The organism is Jeotgalibaca sp. A122 (assembly GCF_052266715.1).
GTDB lineage: Bacteria > Bacillota > Bacilli > Lactobacillales > Aerococcaceae > Jeotgalibaca.
Genome location: NZ_JBQPRB010000006.1, coordinates 48349 through 70692 on the forward strand (window position 1 = coordinate 48349; position 22344 = coordinate 70692).

General features: G+C 41.0%; 19 protein-coding genes. 11 read left to right on the top strand and 8 right to left on the bottom strand.

The features are described 5' to 3' along the window. Positions 1-9: 9 nt before the first annotated feature. Positions 10-1143 carry a CdaR family transcriptional regulator gene (locus ACTU7M_RS07910; RefSeq protein ID WP_443473846.1) on the bottom strand — a complete coding sequence of 378 codons (1134 nt, stop codon included), beginning with the start codon at positions 1141-1143 and terminating at the stop codon, positions 10-12. Positions 1144-1305: 162 nt separating this feature from the next. On the opposite strand from ACTU7M_RS07910, the gene garR reads away from it, so the two are divergent. From garR to ACTU7M_RS07955, 9 genes are all read left to right on the top strand, one after another. Next, complete coding sequence (gene garR / locus ACTU7M_RS07915; protein ID WP_443473847.1) at positions 1306-2214, top strand: 2-hydroxy-3-oxopropionate reductase; 909 nt, start codon at positions 1306-1308, stop codon at positions 2212-2214. A 68-nt stretch (positions 2215-2282) separates the two neighbouring features. Beyond that, positions 2283-3635, top strand: a complete 1353-nt coding sequence (locus ACTU7M_RS07920) for an enolase C-terminal domain-like protein (RefSeq protein ID WP_443473848.1) — start codon at positions 2283-2285, stop codon at positions 3633-3635. 83 nt (positions 3636-3718) lie between these two features. Beyond that, entirely contained in the window at positions 3719-4621 is a 903-nt protein-coding gene (locus tag ACTU7M_RS07925) for a dihydrodipicolinate synthase family protein (protein WP_443473849.1), read from the top strand. 36 nt (positions 4622-4657) lie between these two features. Then, positions 4658-5824 (top strand): glycerate kinase, encoded by a 1167-nt coding sequence (locus ACTU7M_RS07930; RefSeq protein ID WP_443473850.1) that lies wholly within the window; start codon positions 4658-4660, stop codon positions 5822-5824. 297 nt (positions 5825-6121) lie between these two features. Beyond that, positions 6122-7546, top strand: coding sequence for a GntP family permease (locus ACTU7M_RS07935; protein WP_443473851.1), 1425 nt, complete (start codon positions 6122-6124; stop codon positions 7544-7546). 318 nt (positions 7547-7864) lie between these two features. Continuing rightward, entirely contained in the window at positions 7865-9433 is a 1569-nt protein-coding gene (locus ACTU7M_RS07940) for a PTS transporter subunit EIIC (RefSeq protein WP_443473852.1), read from the top strand. Positions 9434-9463: 30 nt separating this feature from the next. Continuing rightward, on the top strand, positions 9464-10840 hold the full coding sequence (locus ACTU7M_RS07945; RefSeq protein ID WP_443473853.1) for a class-II fumarase/aspartase family protein: 1377 nt from the start codon (positions 9464-9466) through the stop codon (positions 10838-10840). A gap of 64 nt (positions 10841-10904) precedes the next feature. Next, a complete protein-coding gene (locus tag ACTU7M_RS07950; RefSeq protein ID WP_443473854.1) occupies positions 10905-11693 on the top strand; it encodes a carbohydrate deacetylase in 789 nt (262 codons plus the stop codon). A 77-nt stretch (positions 11694-11770) separates the two neighbouring features. Then, positions 11771-13330 carry a helix-turn-helix domain-containing protein gene (locus ACTU7M_RS07955; protein ID WP_443473855.1) on the top strand — a complete coding sequence of 520 codons (1560 nt, stop codon included), beginning with the start codon at positions 11771-11773 and terminating at the stop codon, positions 13328-13330. A gap of 45 nt (positions 13331-13375) precedes the next feature. Here ACTU7M_RS07955 and ACTU7M_RS07960 read toward each other — a convergent pair whose 3' ends face one another. Genes ACTU7M_RS07960 through ACTU7M_RS07975 form a run of 4 tightly spaced genes read right to left on the bottom strand, consistent with a single transcriptional unit; the run spans position 13376 to position 17239 of the window. Next, complete coding sequence (locus ACTU7M_RS07960; protein ID WP_443473856.1) at positions 13376-14254, bottom strand: bile acid:sodium symporter family protein; 879 nt, start codon at positions 14252-14254, stop codon at positions 13376-13378. 19 nt (positions 14255-14273) lie between these two features. Beyond that, positions 14274-14693: a YidH family protein gene (locus tag ACTU7M_RS07965; protein ID WP_443473857.1), complete on the bottom strand. Its 420-nt coding sequence runs from the start codon at positions 14691-14693 to the stop codon at positions 14274-14276. Continuing rightward, positions 14686-15570, bottom strand: coding sequence for a formylglycine-generating enzyme family protein (locus ACTU7M_RS07970; RefSeq protein ID WP_443473858.1), 885 nt, complete (start codon positions 15568-15570; stop codon positions 14686-14688). Before ACTU7M_RS07970 ends, ACTU7M_RS07965 begins: the two co-directional genes overlap by 8 nt. Before the next feature lie 13 nt (positions 15571-15583). Continuing rightward, a complete protein-coding gene (locus tag ACTU7M_RS07975) occupies positions 15584-17239 on the bottom strand; it encodes a sulfatase family protein (protein WP_443473859.1) in 1656 nt (551 codons plus the stop codon). Between the two features lie 203 nt (positions 17240-17442). Between ACTU7M_RS07975 and ACTU7M_RS07980 the strand changes: the two genes are divergently transcribed. Then, positions 17443-19236, top strand: coding sequence for a SulP family inorganic anion transporter (locus ACTU7M_RS07980; protein ID WP_443473860.1), 1794 nt, complete (start codon positions 17443-17445; stop codon positions 19234-19236). A 434-nt stretch (positions 19237-19670) separates the two neighbouring features. Further along, positions 19671-20885 carry an L-lactate MFS transporter gene (locus ACTU7M_RS07985; protein WP_443473861.1) on the top strand — a complete coding sequence of 405 codons (1215 nt, stop codon included), beginning with the start codon at positions 19671-19673 and terminating at the stop codon, positions 20883-20885. Positions 20886-20934: 49 nt separating this feature from the next. Here the strand turns inward: ACTU7M_RS07985 and ACTU7M_RS07990 are convergent, their stop codons facing one another. From ACTU7M_RS07990 to ACTU7M_RS08000, 3 genes are all read right to left on the bottom strand, one after another. Continuing rightward, a complete protein-coding gene (locus ACTU7M_RS07990) occupies positions 20935-21369 on the bottom strand; it encodes a hypothetical protein (protein ID WP_443473862.1) in 435 nt (144 codons plus the stop codon). A gap of 2 nt (positions 21370-21371) precedes the next feature. Then, complete coding sequence (locus tag ACTU7M_RS07995) at positions 21372-21569, bottom strand: helix-turn-helix transcriptional regulator (RefSeq protein ID WP_443473863.1); 198 nt, start codon at positions 21567-21569, stop codon at positions 21372-21374. 269 nt (positions 21570-21838) lie between these two features. Further along, positions 21839-22321 carry an SRPBCC family protein gene (locus tag ACTU7M_RS08000; RefSeq protein ID WP_443473864.1) on the bottom strand — a complete coding sequence of 161 codons (483 nt, stop codon included), beginning with the start codon at positions 22319-22321 and terminating at the stop codon, positions 21839-21841. Between the last annotated feature and the right edge of the window lie 23 nt (positions 22322-22344).

Consider the following 22344-nt stretch of genomic DNA (forward strand, 5'->3'; position numbering starts at 1 on the left):
GAAATACCTTCAATGGATTTGCTTGCGCATGACATTGTATAACTTAAAAGCCAAGGACAGGATCACGTAATCGTCAATTTGGCGTGGATCATAGCCCGTTAGTTTTTCCAACTTTATCAATTTATATTGAAGTGTATTTTTATGAATGAACAATTGGTCTGCAGTCTTGTAGTTACTTCCATTATTATTGCCGTATATTGTAAGGATTTCGGAAAATTCCTCTTTCTCTTCTTCAGATAACTTTCCTAGGATTTTGTTTACGAATTGTGTTTCAACGTCTAAATCCAGAGTTGTTAAAATGATCCCTAAATCCAAGTCATTATAATTTTCAATGGCGGCATCAGAATTTATTAAAGCCCAATCCAATGCTATTTGCGCCCGCTCAAAGCTGCTATGAAAATCTTTAATAGTGTTACACTTCGTACCAATACCAAATTTTAGATGCAAGCCCAATTGGGACTCAGCATCATTGCCGATTTTCTGTAAAATAAATTCATACCTTTCAATGGTAACGTTTGCATTTAATGCAAGCCTTATTTTTGAACCATTCACATTAAAGAGGTTCTGCGGATCATAAACCAACGCTCTTCTTAACAGTAAGGATAGTTTTTCGCTTTTTTCATCATTCAATGCTGCAAAATTAGTTATCTCCCCAAATGCAGCGATGCGTTCCAAAGATAAATCCACATTAAGTAAACCTGCCAAATGAAGAATATTTTGGACTTCTCCAGTTTCTGAAATCAGCTGCTCTATAAGGAAACGATAGTTTTCCCGCTTTTTAAAAGAAACATCTTTCAACCAAGCATCTTTAATCAAAATTTCCGTCATGTTTTTTATGATTTTGCCATATTTCTCAACTTCTTTTATATCGCCCGTAATCCCTATAACGCCAACCATATCTAAATCACTGTAAACAGGAACGTTAATTCCTTTTTTTGTCCCGGCATACTGTCCTTCATAATCAATGATGAGGTCTTCTTTGCTTCTCATCACTTCTTGGGCTCCACCGTGAGATTTTCCTATACGGCTCTCGTCAGTACTGGCGATGATGATGCTATCCATATCGATAAAGTTTAATTCTTGATTGATTATTTCCTTCATGCTGACAACAATATTTTGAGCCAAACTTTGTTCAATTTTCATCTAATTTCCTCCAAAGATGTTTTATGGAACATGAATCAAGCCCATTATACCTAATAAACTTGTTTTGTGAACTATATAATTTAAAAAAAGAACAACGTATACTAAATGTATTGAAACGCTTACTTCGCAAACACTGAAAGAATAGAGAGGGGAACATATATAATGAAAGTTGGATTTGTAGGATTAGGAATCATGGGGAAACCAATGGCGAAAAACGTCTTAAAAGCTGGTTATGAGTTGAAAGTATATGACTTTAATGAAGCTTCTGTACAGGAAGTCGTTGCAGAAGGCGGACAGCCAGCATTATCCGGTAAGGAAGTTGCAGAGTTTGCAGACGTAGTCATTACGATGCTTCCCAATTCACCACATGTTAAGTCAGCTTTGTTTGCTGAAAATGGAATTGCGGAAGGCTTATCGTTAGGGAAAACAGTCATTGACATGAGCTCTATTTCTCCGGTGGCAAGTCGTGAATTTGCAAGCGAACTTGAAAAAAATGGTGTCAGTTTCCTAGATGCCCCTGTATCAGGTGGCGAGCCCGGAGCTATCGCTGGAACCATAGCTGTGATGGTTGGGGGTCAAAAGGAAGTATTTGATAAATACTACGATTTATTGATGTCCATGTCATCTTCCGCAACATATGTTGGTGAGGTAGGGGCTGGTAACGTTACAAAATTAGCGAACCAAATGATTGTGGCCATTAACATTGCCGCAGTCAGCGAAGCATTATCTTTAGCTACGAAAGCTGGTGTAGATCCAGAGTTGGTCTATGAAGCAATCAAGGGTGGTTTAGCAGGAAGTAACGTATTGAATCAAAAAGGACCAAAAATTTTGGGACAAGATTTTTCACCCGGCTTCCGAATCGAACTACATATCAAAGATTTGCAAAATGCCCTTGATGCGGCTCATGAATCACATGTGTCTGTGCCATTAACTTCGCAATTAATGGAAATTATGCAATCATTGAAAGTTCATGGACATGAAAAAGACGATCATTCAGCAGTAGCACGTTATTACCAAGCAATCAATAATTTGACGATTGAAAGTCAAAAATCAGCAGAAACAGCTAACTAAAACTAAAAATACAAACGTAGAGCCTGTTGAAGGCAGGCTCTATCTACATAAAAAAGGAGAATATAAAAATGTCACCAAAAATCGTTGATATGCAAGTAATTCCAGTAGCAGGTTATGATAGTATGCTTTTGAACTTGAGTGGGGCACACGGTCCTTACTTTACTCGTAACATCGTTATTTTAACAGCCGACAACGGCGAACAAGGGCTTGGAGAAGTTCCCGGTGGTGAAAAAATTCGCGAAACACTGGAAGCTGCGAAAGAGTTAGTAATTGGTCGTAATATTGGCGAATACAAAAATATTCTCCGCGACATTAAAGATAAATTCATCGGCTTGGATGCAGGCGGACGCGGCAATCAAACATTTGACTTGCGTACGACAGTCCACGTTATGACTGCTGTGGAAGCACCGTTATTGGACTTATTAGGTAAACATTTTAACCTTCCGGTAGCAGCATTGTTGGGTGATGGACAAGTTAGAGATTCCGTAAAATTCCTGGGATATTTATTCTATATTGCAGACAAAAATGTAACCGATTTACCATACCTTGAAAATGATGATAGTTCCGATAATTGGTGTAAATTACGTCGTAAAGAAGCTATGACACCGGAAGCAATTGTCGAGTTGGCTAAAGCAGCACACGAGCGTTATGGTTTCCAGGACTTCAAACTTAAAGGCGGCGTTTTGGAAGGAAAAGAAGAAATCAAAGCAATTAGAGCGTTGAAACAAGAATTCCCGAATGCGCGTATTACGCTGGATCCAAACGGTGGTTGGAAATTGGATGAGGCCGTCGAATTATGTAAAGACATGCATGGCATTTTAACATATGTGGAAGATCCATGTGGTGCAGAAGGTGAGTTCTCATCACGTGAAGTAATGGCTGAATTTGTTAGAAGAACGGGTCTTCCTACAGCTACAAATATGGTTGCGACTGACTGGAGACAGATGAAACACTCCCTTGCTCTAAACAGCGTTACAATTCCATTGGCTGATCCTCATTTCTGGACGATGCAAGGTTCTGTCCGCGTAGCACAATTATGTGATGACTTAGGCTTAACTTGGGGTGTTCACTCTAATAACCACTTTGACATTTCTTTAGCAATGGTTGCCCATACAGCAGCAGCTGCGCCAGGGGAAATCAATGCAGCCGATACACATTGGATCTGGCAAGATGGTCAAGGCTTGACAAAACAATCCCCACAAATTGTGGACGGTGAAATTGCTGTTCCTGTTGACGCGCCAGGACTTGGTATCGAAATTGATATGGAAAAAGTGGAAGCAGCGCATCAATTGTACCTTGAAAAAGGACTAGGTGCCCGTGATGATGCAATTTCCATGCAATATTTGATTCCAAACTGGAAATTCGATCCAAAATCTCCATGCATGGTTCGTATTGAAGAAGTAGAAACAGTATTAAATTAACATGTGATTCTCCTTTGAGAGGTCGGGTGTATAAGCATCGGGCCTCTTATTTTATAAATATCTAAATAGAATAGGGTGAAATAGTGAACACAGATAAAATTAAAGGGATAATTGTCCCCATTCTGATTCCAGTCGACAAAGAAGAAAACATCGATGAAGTCAAATTACGCTTCATGGTCAATCACATCATTGATAACGGTGTCCATGGAATCTTGGCTTTTGGAAGTAACAGTGAATTCTATATGTTCGACGATGATGAGATGATTGATGGCCTGCGTATTATTGTAGAAGAAGTCAATGGTCGTGTTCCCGTATTCTTTGGAATAGGTGAAATCCGTACGCGAAACTGCATTCGACTTGCAAAAAGAGCGGCAGAATTCTCGATCGATGGCATATCCATTCTGCAACCGATGTTCATTAAACCAACGGAAGAAGCGTTATATAACCACTTCAAAGCGATTGCGGATTCAGTACCGGAGATGCCCGTTTTACTTTACAACAACCCCGGCCGGGCAGGGTATACTATGTCAGCCGATTTAGTAGAAAAATTAGCTCACGAGGTAGATAACATCGTTGGAATGAAAGATTCTAGCGGAGATGTAACACAACTGAGCGAATTCATTCGCCGTAATCGTGACGTTGATTTCAAAGTTCTTTCTGGTAAAGACACCATTATCTATGCAGGTATGGCTGTCGGGGCTGTAGGAAGTGTCTGTTCGACCGCTAATATGTATCCACGTTTGGTTAGTGGCATCTACGACAAGTACGTAGCTGGACAATTTGAAGAAGCCTTGGAAGATCAATTCACTTTGAATCCGATTCGTTTGTCACAAGATCCATGTAGTTTTCCAGCAGCCACAAAGGATATGGCTAATTTATTGGGCTTGGACGTTGGTCAACCAATCTTACCGACAGCACCAACCAAAGGTAACAATTTAGAAAACATGAAAACAATCATGCGTGAGAAAGGTTTCTTGAAAGACTGAAATAAGATTGAAATACGAAATGTGAGGGGGGAAAGAATGAACCCGGCAAAAAAAGTTATCATAGCAGCGGATTCCTTTAAAGGAAGTGCGTCAACGATAGAGGTTGAGGATTTTATCGAACGTGGGATTCGCCGTGTGGATGCAGACGTGGAGATTATCAAAATTCCAGTTGCGGATGGCGGTGAAGGAACAGTAGACGCACTCGTCGTAGGCTGCCAAGGCGAGTATCAATACGTTGAAGTAACAGGACCGCTCGGAGAAAAAGTTCAAGCAAAGTTTGGAGTTATTAAAAACCATATTGCGGTTATCGAGATGGCGGAAGCATCGGGAATAATGCTTGTTGATGAAGAAAAGCGTAATGTATTTAAAGCCACGACTTATGGAACAGGTGAATTGATTAAAGCGGCCCTGGATTTGGGAGTCGATGAAATTTATATTGGCATTGGCGGAAGTGCAACTAACGATGGTGGAGTCGGAATGGCACAAGCTCTCGGTGTATCATTCAAAGATCAATCAGATAAGGAAATCGTTCCAGGTGCTGAAGGGTTGGCAGCTATCACTTCCATAGATGTCTCCAATATCGACTGGCGTATTCACGGTGTTAAGATTTCTGTTTTATCCGATGTAACAAATCCTCTATGTGGTAAAAATGGTGCATCCTATGTATATGGTCCACAAAAAGGTGCGAGTGAAGAGGATGTTATCAGACTTGATGAAATCCTACATCATTACGGGAAAAAAATAGAAGAATTACTTGGTGTCAATATTTTGGAAAAAGCGGGTTCTGGAGCAGCTGGCGGACTCGGGGCAGGTTTGATGGTCTTTTGTGAGGCACAGTTATTCAGTGGCATCGAAAAAATATTGGAAATATTGAATATTGAAGAAGAATTGAAAGATGCTGATCTGGTTATAACCGGTGAAGGTCGGTTAGATTCACAATCATTGAATGGTAAAGCACCCGTGGGCATTGCGCGGATGGCAAAGAAATACGATTTACCCGTGATTGCAATTGTTGGAAGTAGTGATGACAATTTAGGACCGATTTATGAGACCGGCATCGATTTGGTTACGGACATTGTCAATCGGCCGATGTCGTTATCAGAGGCGATTAGAGAAGTTGAAACATTATTAACAAATGCAGGGGAAACAGCTTATCGGGCTTTTATATTACGTGAACAAACTGTTTCTATTTTGCAAGATTAATCTAAACTGATGGCGCAGTGGTAACTTGCCCACTCCGCCAATCGGTGAAGGAAGTATGTCTTTCGAACCATGAAACAGCAAACAAAAAAACCTAAAATTGGTTTATAAGATATATAAAAGAAAATTAAAATCATCTATACTATAAACAAGTTAAGCGCTTACCTATGTATGGATTTGAGAATGAGTCGTATAGTCAAAGTGAAAGTATGAGCAAACTATTGATTGTAAGGGTTAACAACACTAATTTAATAAAGTGATTATATTTACAATATTGAAAGTCGAAAGGGTGCAAAATAAATGGATTTTGGAATTCTTAGTTTGGTTGGTATTATAGTTGGCTTGTTTGTCTTAATGTATCTAGCCTTTAAAGGGTTGTCACTGCTGATTATCGGTCCAATTCTGAGTATGATTGTTCTGTCATTTTCTGGTATGAACTTGGTCGAAGGTATGGTGGGACCTTACGCAGAGGCGCTTGGTAGTTTTGTTGGCAAGAACTTCTTGATTTTTGCTTTGGCGAGTGTATTTGGATCTGTAGTCAGTGACTCTGGTGCTGCCGATGATATTGCTAACTCAATCATCAAATTATCTGATAAAACAGGTAAAAACAAAAAGTTTGTTATTATCATTTTACTGTCCGCAATTACTGCAGTCCTGACCTTTGGTGGGGTAGGGGGTTACGTTGTAGTCTTCACTATGATGCCCTTCAGTAAAGTTTTGTTTAAAAAGAATAATATTCCATGGCACTTGTTCATGGCGATGCTATCCTTGGGTGGGAACCTCTTTACTTCAGTAATGATTCCTGGTTCACCAGCAATCCAAAACCTGATTCCAATCGAATACTTGGGGACAACGCCAATGGCAGCTTCGAAATTGGCATTAATCGCTCTTGTATTCTCAGTCACAACAGCCTTGGTTTACATTAAATGGATGTTGAATCGTTCTGAAAAAGCAAATGAAGGATTTATGGAAACAGGAGAATCCATTAATAAAACAATCGAAGCAGAAACGATTGAAGTCAAAAAACATGGTTCCTTGCTTAAGGCTTTCATGCCAATCATCCTCTTGTTAGTGACAATGAATGTTTTTGATATGGATCCTGTAGCTTCCTTGTTCATTGGTTGTTTGGCAACTGTCGTTCTATACTTCAACAAGTTCAAAGATGTTGGCGCTTCAATTGGAACAGGTGCCACAAACGGAACGAAGACCTTGGTAGCAGTATCTGCAATCGTAGGTTTTGGTGGGGTCGTAACAACAGTTCCTGGATTTGAATATCTCATTTCAGGATTGAACAGTATTCCAGGACCACCACTGTTACAAATGGCAATCGCAACAAACATTGTAGCTGGTATTGCAGGTTCTGCTTCCGGTGGTTTGGGAATTGCTTTGGAAACATTGGCTCCACAATACTTGGCAATGGGAATCGATCCATCCGTTATCCACCGTGTTGCAGCTGTTTCCTGTTATGGACTTGATTCAATGCCACATGGCGGTTCAATCGTAAACCAATTAAACACAGCACACTTAACACATAAACAAGCTTATAAACATGTCTTCTGGATTAGTGCAATCACACCATTTATTGCATCTTTGGTTATTGCAACAATCGGTACCTTGAGCGATGGTTTCCAAACTTCGATGCTTATTGGTATGACAGTTGTCGGTGTTCTAATCATTGCTAGCCTGTTCCTAGGTAGCAAAAAAGAGGTTACAGTAAACGCATAATAAAAAAACGAGAGTGCTCAAAAAGGCGTTTAGCCCCGAACCACTGGAACGAATAAGCACAGGATGGTCGCAGACCATCTGAGCATTATTCGTGAAGTGGCGTCGGGGCTGCCTTTTTGAGCACGTTTGCGATAAAGTATTCGTAAATAGATAAGGGTCTGGGAGTTATTTCCCAGACCCGTTTTTTGTTCTTATTTTTTGACTACATTCTAAAAGGGGCACATTTTAAACTTGAATACGCTATCATAATGACCTTGTGCACCTTGGTGGTTCCCCTTAAGATGTATATGAATTGAAAACAAAAGGAGTGTAAAAAATATGTGGGAGAAAGCGAAAGATGAGATTCAAGTTTTTGGTCGTTCTCTGCTCTTGCCAATCGGGATTATGGCACCGGTAGGGATGTTAATGGGTTTGATGGGGGCTTTTACGCAAACGTACATGATTAACCAGTTTCCATTTTTAGGTAACGAAACGCTACAAATCGCTCTGAAAAGTGTGCAGCAGATTTCTGGTGTGATTTTTACTAATATTCCCGTTCTTTTCGCGATGGGTGTTGCATACGGGATGTCCAAAAAAGAAAAAGGAATCGCCGTTTTTTCTGCAATTATCGGTTATTTAACGATGTTGATGGTTATGAACGTTTACCTGAATGTCAGTGGGAACCTAGCGGATCCAGAAGTAATGGGACCAGCCGGCCAGGCTACTGTACTGGGGATACAAACATTGAATATTGATGTAGCGGGTGGGATTATCTCTGGTTTGTTAGCGGCAAAAGTAGCCGATCGTTTTTACAAATTACAGCTACCGCTAGCTTTTGCGTTCTTTGGTGGAAAAAAATCAGTATTGATTTTAACATTCTTGTTCATGATTCCTATTGCGCTACTTATTCCGATTGTTTGGGGTGGATTCAGCAGTATTTTGATGGCTATTTCTCCGCTACTCATGAACCGTGTGTTTGGACCTGGCCTTTATTGGTTCTTGAACCGGGCTTTAATTCCGTTAGGTTTGCACCATGTTTTGGCATCCATGGTCCGCTTTACCGAAGCTGGCGGGGTATACATGATTGATGGTGAAACATTTACGGGGATACTAAACACCGTTAACCATATCCTCTTTGATTTAGGACCGTCTCATGAAAGCTGGAATCGTTTAATGCCGGCGTTGACACCGTATCTTGCAGCAGGGCAAATGTTGAATACATTATTCCGTATCCCGGCTATTGGTTTAGCGATGTATCATACTGCTTATAAAGATAATAAAACAATCGCCAAGGGAATTATCCTGACAATCGTACTAACAGCATTCCTTGGTAATATCACTGAACCGATTGAGTTTTCGTTCATGTTTATTTCACCGGTCCTCTATATCATGTACATTGTGGTTTGTGGACTTATGACGATTCCGTTAGCATTCCTGAATGTGTCTATCGGCTACATTCGTGGAACGATTTTCGACTTTGGTATTTTCGGTTTACTCTATGAGAACACCAACTGGATTAACTTGGTACTTTGGGGAGCAGTAAACTTTATTACTTTTTACTTCTTATTCCGCTTTGTAATCCAGAAGTTCAATATTAAAACACCTGGTCGGGAAGATGAAAACCGTGATGCGACCCTATTAAATGAGAAAAAATATGATGAAATTGCGGGTGTCGTCGTTACAGCATTAGGCGGTAGCCAAAATATCTTGAATGTGGATAACTGTGTGTCACGTTTGCGTATTGATTTGAAAGACCAAAGCAAGGTTGATGCAGAAGCCTTGAAAAAATCAGGTTCGAGCGGCATTTTCTTCCCTAAGAAAAACCATATCCATGTTGTATTTGGACCGCACGTGGAATTTGTTCGAAATGAAGTGGATGAGTATATACAAAAAGGCGGACTGGCATAAAACTGAAGTGTCCAGTATGAGAGGATGGAAATGATGCGTGCATTTTATGATTCAAAAAGTAGGTCAATCCCAGATCGTGGGATCAAAGCGCTCTTTACAGAAGAAGCGAAGTACAATGCGTGGTTAGCAGTCGAAACTGCGTTGGCAAAAGCTCAAGCGAAAGAAAAATTTATACCTCAATCAGCAGCGGATGAAATAGCTGCAAGCGCAAAAATTGAAAATCTGGATTTTGAAGAAATGGGTAGAATTTATGAGAAAGTTGGACATGGTTTCGTACCTTTTCTAAAAGTACTCGTAAAAGCATGCCCCCCTGAAAGTGGGAAGTATGTGCATTATGGGATTACCACTCAGAATGTCCAACAAACATCACAACTCTATATAATGAAGCAAGTACACGAAAAATTTTTAGGTCTAGCCAGTGAGATTTTAGAAAACTTGGCCAAGTTAGCAGAAGATAACAAAAATACGGTAATGGCAGGGCGGACGCATGGGCGCCATGCGACACCTATCACATATGGTTATAAAGTTTCTGTTTGGATTAGTGAGCTGCTTGATTCGGTTGAACGTTTGCAAGAGTTAGAGAAACGTGTCTTCCAAGTTATGATGGGCGGTGCGGTTGGAACATTCAGTTCGATGCCGGAAGTTGGACCCCGTGTCCAAAATCACGTAGCAGAGCAACTGGGTATGACTTCAATGGCTGTCCCAAGTCGCAATATCAACAGTCATAAATTGGAATATATCATGGCTTTACAGCTGTTGGCGAGTGTTTGCCATAAGATGGCCGAGGAAGTTTATCAAACCTCTTTAGAAGAAATTGCGGAAGTTGCAGAAGGATTTAAAGAAGGAACAATAGGCAGTAGCACGATGCCACATAAGATAAATCCAAAGCTGGCTAAAGGGATAATCGCAAATTCACAAAAACTTTATTCACTATCAAGTGTAGGTCTTTATTCTGCCGTTCGTCCTTACGAAGGGGATAGCTCACAATACATGCTGTTTGATGGCATTATGGAAGAAGCGTTGGAACTCACAACTGAACTCTTGTTGCGAGCTGAAGAATTAACGCGTACCTTAACTGTCCGCAAAGAGCGTATGCTTGAGAATGTAAATATTAATAAAGGTCTTGATAACAGTGAATATGTGATGATGAAAATTGCTGAAAAGCTTGGTAAAGATCAAGCCCATAGTTTAGTTTATGATGTGGCGATTCGTACCGCTGCTTATGGGGAAGATTTCTATACAAACCTTTCAAAAAATGATGTTTTATCCGATAACTTTACTTCCGATGAGTTAAAAGAGATGATTAACCCGAGTAATTATATTGGGTTAGCACCAGAACTTGCTTCCCAGATGGCGCACAAAGCAATCGAAAAAGCTGAAGCATTAAAATTGAAATATTCAAACTAAAAATAAAAGCGAGTTCGGGATTCAAATCCGACTCGCTTTTTACAAATAGGGGAGGAGTAAACATATGACAAAACTAATCATCAACGCCGATGACTATGGTTATTCAAATGCGATAAATTATGGGATAGTAGACGCCCATCGTGAAGGCGTTGTGACATCCACAACCATGATGGCAAATATGCCGGGATTGGTGCATGCGGCAAAATTAAGCAAAGATAATCCCGAATTGGGTATTGGTATTCATCTTTCCTTAACAGCAGGTAAGCCAATTAGGGAAGATGTCGATACATTAGTCGATCAAACAGGGATATTTCATCGCTTGTCTTTTTATAATGGCACTGAAAATAAAATCGATTTGGAACAACTTTACCAAGAATGGCAAGCGCAAATCGAACGCCTTCTATCCTTGGGTATAGATTTAACCCATATTGATTCCCATCACTATACCCATGCATTTTCAAATCATCGCGAAGTAGCAGAGCGATTAAGTAAAAAATATAGTCTACCTTTACGAAACTGTCTGGACGCAAAGAGTTTATCTGAAAATCCACAGTTATATCCAACCGATGCCTTTTGGAATATATTTAACTTTCCAGAAATGAAGAGTATGGCTGATGAATATCCTATAGAAAAAACAATACTATTTTCCCGCTTTCATGAGGATGCGAAACACCATCAGCAATACGACCTTGTAGAGGCGAGTTGTCACCCTGGATACCTGGATGAAGTAGTGTGGTACGGCTCTTCTTTCAATCTCGCCCGGATGAAAGAGATGATGGTATTGAGAGACGAAGATTTTCGTCAACTTTTACATGAATATGGCTATGAACGCATAAATTACAATCAGATTTAAAGCGTATTTGACACCTGTTGTGCCGTCATGTTATTTTTTGTAAAACGATTCCATGCGGTAAAGAGGAGGTAAGGCAAATGGCGATTAATCAATTTGAATTACAGCTAACTAACTATATTCATAATAATGAGCGTGTTTCTTTGCAGAAATGCGCTTCTTTCTTTGGGAAAAGTGAATCAACCATAAAAAGAGCCCTCTATCATTTGAATGATTATTTACCTCAAGGTAAGTGGTTTTTATTGGATGATAATCTCATAATAAGCCGGATTCATTACCATGATTATCTCGCATTATGTGCGATTTCGTTGAATGAATACAGTACAACGCCTGAAGAACGTCATCAACTAATTATTATGGAAGCATTTTTTAATGGATTTACCAATCTTTCCAAGCTCTATGTAAAACTGGGGCTTAGTGAAACCACTAGAAAAAATGACCGGAAAACGTTGCAACAAAAACTTAAACAAGAAGGCATGGAAATCATCTACCTTCCGCGGAAAGGGAACACGATTCAAGGCGAAGAACGCCTCTTGCGGATTAGAATCGCTATGCAATTATTATCAATTGTAGGATTAGACGAAAATGATCGTTTTAAGAATAGGCAAGCCAATACGCCCATTCAAAGGTTATTGGCTGACCTGTTTGTTACTTCCACTCGCTCCTATTTTGAGGAGACGAAAGAAAAAATTCGCTCGCATGTCTTCCATGATGAGCATCGTTCAGTGGATTACCCATCCAAAAAATTAATTTATCTTTATTATGCCATTAGTAGGTTGCGTGTTACTCAGGGGAAGACGATTACATTTGATCGAGCGGGACTTCCTGAAGCGACTACCCACCAATTGTTCTCAAGTGATGAAGAGAATGCCCACTTTGATTATCTGGTTATGTCACTAAATTATAAAACACCACTGAATTTTCCATTTGATGCTCGTATTGATAAACTTACTCTTGCGTTTATCGATTCAGTCGAGTTTAGCACGAAGACAGCATTTTATTCCCGCTATGGACCGTATCGCATGCTTTATGCGTACCTTTATAAGAGCTTTATCAAAAATAGGCTTGGTTATGGTTTCTATGATGAACATCTACATGATACTCAAAAGCAATTTCATAATCTTTATCAAATAGTGAGGAAAATGGCGCCACTGATTAAGGATGAGTTGATGATTCATTTACAAGATTATCAATACACCGATATTTGTTTAATCCTCCAGCGTTACTTGTTAAGGAACCATGTTCATGGCACAAAAACAAAACGAATCGTTATTATTTCAAATTATGCGAGTGAAAAAATAGAATATTTCATCGAGTCTCTTAAAGGTCATTTTGATGTTGAATTGGTCGGATACTTCACCATCAATGAACTCCATCAACTTAACGAGTTGAAATTCGATGAGATAATAACTTTCTCTTACCGCGTTAGTTTGCTGCTCCAAGAGCTTGGGCATGCCAGCCGTAAATTACCGTTCTATCTGAAGGATGAAACATTGTGGGAATTAAAGAATGCAGGATACGTGAGTAGCCATAACAGTAAAATTAAAGCGTTGGACTTAGCCAGGGAATTGGATGCTTTTATTACCTTGGAGGAAAAAACACGTTATTTACTTCAAAATTATTCAAGTCATTTTATATAGAATCACAAAAAGGAGGACTGGTTTCTACCAGCTCTCCTTTTTGTATTAGGTAACGCTCTTTGTTTGGGGCTCGTTATCTCTACTCAGATATTTCGCAATCGCAACCAACATGATGATTCCTAGTGTGTTTGCGATTGTAATAATCAACAAGACTTCTGGGGTATCACTAAAGTTATTGGCAGCAATAATCATGCAGGCAGCGGTGTTTCGTTGTCCTGTTCCTAGAGCACCTAAATCTTGTAGGTGGTCATGCCCATTTTTACCTGCAATATAATAGCCAAGAACTGCGACACTCAAGATAAAAATGACACTTAGCAAGATTGCTCCTTCGCCGAAAATATTGAAAATACCTTCTAATTCACCGATTAGAATGCCAAAGACGACTATCCAAAGCGTGATTGTTCCAAGCTTGCCGACCCAAGGTTGAATTTTTTTGGTGATACCGGGAACGAAACGATTTGCCAAGAGCCCTAGTATAATGGGTAAAATGAGCTGCCGAACTAGGGAAAAGAATATTTCCAATGCATTAATTGAAACCCCTGGTAGCGCAAGCGGAAGGGCAAACGGAACAAATAAACTGGTGGCGAGCACCAAGACAACCAATAGTGTAGCACCTAAGGCGATATCATGCTCCGAAAACTGAGTCAACTTAATCACGAAGGGTGCACCAGCGGCCATGCTGAAGATGATTAAGCCTGCCTCCAGTGGCTCAGAAATAGTGAACACTTGAAGCAGCAACAACATCATAAGGGGTGCAAGCAAGAAATTCACGAATAACATACGCAAGTAAAAACGCCACTCCGATAGGTGCTCCTTAAAATCATCCAAGGTCCGTGTCAAGCCAACGTTGAACATGGTTAAAAAAACAAAGATAGGAAGGAAGAAGTTTCCAACCGATCCAATAAAATTCAAGGCTTCAGTCATCCAATCCCTCTTTCATTATTTAGAATAAAAGCATACTAAAAGCTAGGACAAATATAACAAGCAACATCCCCGACAGAACCGAGACAGTGATGAGGTTCATTTTGGTTGGATAAATTTCCTTATCACTATCCAAGAATGTGTGTTTGACGTAATCAAAAACGGCTTTATAACTTATCCATGCATAGACAAAACACAATAACCCCAACAGAATCATGGCACCGCCAATAAGCAAAGCAGTATTACGGTTTTCGGTATTATGCAAGGCTTGTCCCAGTGTCCATCCCGCTCCGGCAATCGTGAAACCGGTCCGGATCCAAGCTGCATAGGTTCGTTCCGCTGCTTGCAGAGTCCGATTTTGAGCCAATTCACTCCGAAGTTTGGCTAATTCGGTACGATGTTGAGCTAATTCATCACTACTTTTTTGGACATTGTCACTCACTCATTTTCACCTTCTTCGTTTCGACATCTTTTACACAACGAAATCCGACGTTACTTGATGAAGAAAGAGCTGTATTGGAATTGCGACCAGCTACACGGTATCTTTGGCAGTAGGAACAGTGGCATAGGAATGAACCACCTCGCAACGCGTAAATCTCATCGCTGTAATGACTATTTTCCACGAGGAATTGATCCGCATTTTTTTGCTGGAAAGTTGCCAAGGGGATTATCCCCGGGTTTAAGCACCACTCCCAAACATTTCCGGAGGTTTGGTAAAGACCGTAGCCGTTTGGTTCATAACTGTCTACGGGAGCAGTGCCTAGGTACCCATCTTCCAGTGTATTCATAGTAGGGAAGGAACCTTGCCAGACATTTGCGTGATGTTTACTGTCTTGGTGTAAGTCATCTCCCCAAGGAAATTGCTTACCGATCAATCCACCTCTTGCAGCATATTCCCACTCTGCTTCGGTTGGCAATCTTTTACCCGCCCAGAGACAATAGGCCAAAGCATCATTACGGGAAACATGAACGACAGGGTGATCCATCCGGACCTTAATGGAAGAGTCTTTGCCTTCGGGTTTCCGCCAGCTTGCACCAGGTACTTCATGCCACCACGTTGTTTGGGATAAAGTAGGGTAAATCTCACGTTCAGCTTCGTTCAATAACAATTTAAAAACGTGAGAGGAACCGTATCTTTCGGCATCGGTGACATAACCTGTTTCCAAAAAAAACTGTAGGAACGCTTGATTTGTAACGGTGTAACGATCGATGTAAAAGCTCTGCACTTTTACTTTTGTTGCCGGGCCTTCCAAATCATCAACAAATCCAACGTCAGAATCAGTTCCCATCAAAAATGTGTTTCCTTCAATAAATATCATGGTGTTTCCATCTTCATTTCTTGTCAATTTTTTTATCTTTTCCTCCGTGCTCTTCTTTAGGTGAAGGTGTTTTTTTAAACGTTTGGATATACGTTTCGTAATCTTCCATCCATTCCAATTGTGGCCATTCACCAGTTGGATTGTTTGGTTCGTTTTTTTGTGGTTTTCCTTCAGTGGAACGACCATTTTTAACATGTTCAGCCAGTATTTCAGTTAGCTCTTTTACGATATCTGGATGTTTATCAATAACGTTCGTGGTTTCACTGATATCATCTCGTAAGTCGAATAATTCCTGCGGTTGGAAGTTTTTGTCGTTCAAGGCAGCAAAACCACCCCCATTACTTACCAAGTTCAGCTTCCAGAAGCCACGACGGATAGAGAAGCCACCGTTACCGGTTGAATGAACAATATCTTCACGCAGAGGCTTGTCGATTCCTTGCCATAATCGTATAGCAGAAACGGAATCTTCCGCAGCATCGTCGGGAACAGTGACATCTAAAATATCTGCAATCGTACGGTACCAATCCGAGTGACTCACCATTTGGGAAGTACTTGTTCCAGGATCGATGATGCGTGGATAAGAAATGATGGTTGGTTCACGGTGACCGCCTTCCCATACGTCTGCCTTTTTCCCTCTGAAAATATGGCTGGGGTTATGGCCTTGTTCTAATAAATCATCGAACCCGGCCACGGCAGAGGCGCCATTGTCGCTCGTAAAGATGAAAATAGTATCCTCAAAAATGCCTTTTTCTTTTAATTTAGCTGTAATTTGCCCTACATAAGCATCTAATTGCAAGACAAAATCCCCGTAAAGACCCAAACCGGATTTCCCTCTAAATTCCTCAGTAGGAATAAGTGGACCGTGCACTAGATGAGTGGGATAGTACAAGAAGAAAGGCTGTTCCCGGTCACCCATGTCATCCAATAGCCCCAATACTTTATTCTGCATATCCACTGGAACCTGCTCCACATTAAATTTCGGATCAGCCGGCCCCATTTGCCACGCTTCTTGTTGGGAATCATTGTGGCGTGCCACGTTCGGTAAACCATAGAGAATAGTCGGTTCAGCCATGAAGCGGTTATTTTCGATATAAACATATGGCGGTTGGTCTAGTGAAGCAGAAGTTCCAAAGAAGTAATCGAAACCAAAATCATTCGGTCCATACTTAATTGGTTTAGTGTAATCAATATCCAAGCCTTCAATTTTTGCTGTCTGCAAGCTCTGGTCAAAGTTACCATTTCGTCCGAATTGGTCATCAAGTTTCTGGAACTCTTCTTGATCCAGAGAAAAGCGGTCCAAATCATTTTCTTTTTTTAGTTCCCAGTCCATCCCCAAATGCCATTTCCCGACCGCGGCGGTACGATAACCATTGTCTTTCAGCATATGAGCGAGTGTTTGCCGGTTTTTTTCGATTAACGTTTCGGAATCGCCCCGGACAACGAAACTCTTCAAACGCGACCGCCAATTGTAGCGACCAGTTAATAAGCCATAACGTGAAGGGGTACAGAGCGCACTGGTGGCGTGTGAATCCTTGAAACGCATGCCGGCAGCCGCTAAGGCGTCTATATTTTTAGTCTGGATTTTTGAATTAGGGTTAAAACTCGATACGTCCCCATAGCCTAAGTCGTCTGCGAACATTAATACGATATTGGGTTTTCTTTTCACCATGTAAAATACCTCCTGTAAATAATGTGTTTATTCATAAGTAGTGGTGCTGTTATAATTTTAGGTTAGCATAATTGCATTTTCATGTCCCGTCAGAAGGGTTACTTAAAAAAAATTGATGTATGTGAAAGAACCATCAAACAAGCATTCAATATACCTTCTGTGATAATGTTTAAGGAGAAATAAATAAAAAGTGAGGGGAATTCATGAAGAGAAACGAAACACCAACAGAAGAACGTGTTTTCCAGCATGCGGATAACCCAGATGGCATTAACGTGGCCGATGCTTACTTAAAGGGAACGGGCATGCGCGATGTCCACGAATCCGCCAGCAAGGACAAAGAAGGGAAGAGAAAGGGATTAGGTGCTGATATCATGTCCAGCCTGGTTAATGGGGTGTCTAATGTTCCAGATGGCCTAGCGACGGCGATGATGGTCGGGGTTAATCCCATTCATGGGTTATATGCCTCTATTTTAGGCCCCACAATTGGGAGTCTTCTATCTAGTTCGCAAGTCATGTTGGTATCCACCACGGTTGCGGCTTCTGTTTTTGCAGGCCAAGCCATCATGGCGTTACCTGAAGAACAGCGCTTGCCTGGCCTTTTCACCTTTGTTTTTATTTCCGGAATCGCGCTATTGATTTTTGGATTGTTGCGATTTGGTAGACTGATGAAATATATTTCTTATCCTGTGATGAGGGGATTCATGTACGGGGTTGGTCTGTTACTTATTTTAGGCCAATTTTCGGGCTTGGTTGGATACGCTCCTGAGGCAAACAATAGTGTGATGGGCTTTGTTGAAACATTTATGAATATGGGGAAATGGGACTGGTGGGCAGTATTGATTTCCATAGTGACATTGATTACTATGCTATATTTACGCCGTACCCCTGCGAAGTTATTTGCATCGGCCTTGGCTCTCGCTGTTGGGACAATCGTTGTTTTAGTGGCGGGGTTGGATTCGGTTCAAACCGTTCAGGACATCAGTGCCATACCAAGAGGGCTGCCAGAATTTTCGCTCCCTAGCCTGACTGTTCTTTCACCCCAACTTATTTTTTCAGCTATTGGGTTGGCGGCAGTGACTGCTGTTCAAGGGATGGGGGTAAGCCAAATGGCCGAGAATCCGGATGGCAGTCCCGTGGATCCATCCCGGGATATGATCGCTCAAGGCGCAGCCAATATCGGAGCTGGCTTGTTTTCAGGTATCCCAGTGGGGGGATCCATTGGTTCAACAGCCTTAAACATGACTTTAGGTGCACAGTCCCGATTAGCTGGAATTTTGGCAGGATTGTGGATGTTGGCCATTGTTCTTGTCTTTCCTGTTGTGGTCGAAAAAGTTCCCATGCCGGCTTTGACTTCGCTTATTATGGTAGCTGGTTTTGGTGCCGTTAATGTGAAAGATTCTGTCTCTATTTTGAAAAGTGGTTGGTCAGCTGTTCTAGGTTTTACGGTCACGCTATTATGTGTTTTGATTTTTTCAATTCCTATAGCTGTCTCCGTCGGTATCGTTCTGACAATCTTGTTCTATTTTGTAAGTTCTGCCCAAGATATCAGTGTCACCCTTCACGAGAGAGAAGGGGACAAAATTGTTGTGAAGGAAGTGCCGGAAACATTACCGAGTAATAAGATAACTACTCTGGCGGTTGAAGGGAATCTATTTTTCGCTGGTGCCCAGACATTCAAAGAGTTATTACCCCGCATTGATGCAGCTCAAAATCCAGTTGTCTTGATTCGGATGCGCAGTCAGTCTCAGATGGGGGCAACGCTTATTGACATCCTGGATAACTATGCGGAAGATTTGAAACGAGCCGGGGGAAAACTTTATATATCCGGATTAGATCAGGATCAGTTGAAATATCTACGAAGAAGTGGGAAGTTGCTAGAACACGAAGAAGCAGAATTTTTCCCTGAAACAAACGTGCTGGGAGAAGCGACCAGCAACGCTGTCCTTCATGCCAATCAATGGATTAAGGACAAACAGTCCCCGCGGATTGAAGGATAAACGCAATGAGAACAGCACCCAGAGCAGAGGTAAAACTGTCAGGGTGCTGTTTTTTTGTAATTACTTCTTCAAGAACTCCGGAGAATGTAGTTTGGGAGACGATTATTCTGTTCATGGTTAAAATATTTTAAATAGGGGTGATTACTCAAAGGGGATATTTTATCTGAGTAATCATTCTTCAACCAAAACCGATTACTCACCGTTGTATTTTGCCTTTGAGTAATCACTATTTCGAAAAAAAGCTCACTCAGAACGAATTTCCCGTTTGAGTGAGCTTTTTGTCAACCAATTTATAACCAAATAAACCAAATCCATAACTTCATATTATAGTCGTCATAATATTCTGTTGGTAGTAACTTTGCTCAAAACCATCTAAACTGTTACTGAAACCGCTTAATAGGAGAAGGTTCGGAATTACAATAAGGAGGAGTAAAATGAAACAACAGAAAAATCGCTGGCTTATATTGATTGCAGCAATTATAACAAATTTGGCTTTGGGGGCTGGATATGCGTGGTCCGTGTTCCAAACAGCATTATTAGAACAAAATACCGATTGGTCACTGAGTGAAACGTCCCTGGCCTTCAGTATTTCTTTTGCCATGGTTCCCGTTGCGATGATTATCTGCGGTCCAATCGTGGATAAATATGGTGGGAAGAAAGTCGTTCTTGTATCGGGTATCTTATTCGGTCTTGGTATGTTCTTGACTAGTTATGCCAACAGTATTATCATGCTGTACCTGACTTACGGAATTATTTTAGGTTTAGGAATTGGAGCGGGGTACGGAACAGCTACGGCACTTACTGTTAAATGGTTCCCGGATAAAAAAGGATTGGCAGGAGGACTTACGGCAGCTGGTTTTGGATCAGGTGCAATCATCTTGGCACCAATCGCTACAAGCATGATTGGTAGCATTGGTATCAACCAAACTTTCCGTGTATTAGGTGCGATTTTGTTGGTGGTCATCTGTGCTTCATCATTTATCATGGAAAATCCACCTGTCCAAGAAAAAGCAGTGACGACGGTAAATACGGATAAAGACTACAAACAAATGCTGCGCGAGCCAAATTTCTGGATCTTATGGGTCATTTACACATTTGCGGCAACAAGCGGTATGATGATCATTGGTCACGCAGCCAATATTGCAGCGACTTATAATCTAGGAGCCGGAGCTGCTATCGTGATGATTGTAGGCCTGGCGAATACAATGGGTCGCATCTTATGGGGATCCGTATCGGATAAAGTCGGACGCTATAAAACAGTCGCATTAATGTTTATCGTGTCTGCTGCAGGATTACTCCTCTTGAATCTAACCCAAACATTAGGCGCTGTAGCCGGCATCATCGGCTTGGTTGGGATTGCACTTTCCTTTGGTGGTTTCCTAGGATCATTCCCAGGAATTACCGCAGAAAACTGGGGTGCTTCAAAATCCGCTTCAAACTACGGTTGGATGTTTACCGCTTATGGTATCGCGGCCGTATTCGGACCATCAATTGCTTCAACGATGCGTGAAGCAACAGGTTCTTACTCGCTAGCTTTTATTATTTCAATTGTGATGGCAGTTGTAGGGATGGTATTGACGTTGTGGTATATGAAACGTGTTAATAACAAAGCAGCTATCAAAACGGATGTCGTAAGCGAAGCAAAATAGCGTTATAAAAAAGCACTCGGTTGAGTGCTTTTTTGCTATTTAAAGGGATTCAATCAGCTATGCGTTTGTCCCATAATTTTCGAACAATATAGGTGATGGGGATTGAAACCCATGTCAGACCCAACATGAGCTGAGATGCCGCTAAAGTGAGTTTTCCGTCAATCACCAAACCTCTGTCACGTATTGAACCTGAGTATAGAGCAAGCCAAACATACATCACACCCATAGCTAGGACGACTAGGTTGCTACGCAACGGTTTTTCTCTGCGATTGAAATAAGCCCCTTGCCAAGTACTGACGATATTCATGAATGTTCCAGGAATCAATATGATAAAGAGAAGTTCTACTGAACCGTCTTCAGCCCATTGGAAATCCTTGACACCCGTTACAAAGTGATTCACCAGTAAAAGGAGTACCACTAAGAAAAAACTGTGATAGCCAGTACGGTACCGGATAAAGCGTTGGTATTCATCATAACTGTTCATTTTTAACCCTCCCAAAATAAATCGTTCAGTGTCACTCCAAGAGCCTTGCAAATTTTGATGCAGAGATTGATTGTCGGATTATAATCACCGCGTTCAATCGCACTGATTGTTTGACGCGTTACATCCGTTGCATCTGCAAGTGCTTGTTGAGACATATCTTTTTCCATTCGTGCCATCTTTAGACGTATATTTTTAGTCATCATTGCAACCTCTTTTTGTAAAATATATCTTACTTTATGTAAAGTATACCAGACATCGCTACGTACAGTAAATAATAACTGAAACAACTGGCCCGATTGGAATAAGACGAAACTCTGAAGTGATCACTCAAACCATATTTTTCGTCTGAGTAATCGCTTTTCAAAAAAAATGATTACTCAACAGCCATTTTGATGTCTGAGTAATCACTTATCAAAAAAACCGATTACTCAAACTTCTTTTTTTGTTTGAGTAATCGTTTTTATAATAGCTATCTAAATGTCTTATCAAATGACTCACTATAGATTCCCATCAATCTGTCTACGTCATTTTGCCAACTGATTGGTTCACCATTCACGATTTGTTCCAGCACCTCCAGACAGCCATGCCATCCGGTAGCAGTATTTACAGCCCAAGATAAATCATCAAAGGTATGCGTAAAAATCATGTGACAGCCTTTGTCATGATTTTTCAACGTGATGTGGATGAGCTCATCGCCTTCTTGAAATGAAAAAGTATGGGGAGCATCCAGTTCCGTTATAATTGCTTCAGATACTGTTCCTTCCTCGTCATCAAAACGGATAACGCCACCCACCTTGAGTTCCATCTCACCCGTAGCACAGGGATACCATTCCTTAAAATCATCAGGATTCGTCAAGACCATAAAAACTTCCTCGGGGCAATAGGGAAAAAAACGCTCGAACCTTAACAAATACCGACCCTTTGATTCGTGTAGAGTTCCATAATCAGCCATCATGTTTCCTCTTTTCTATTTGA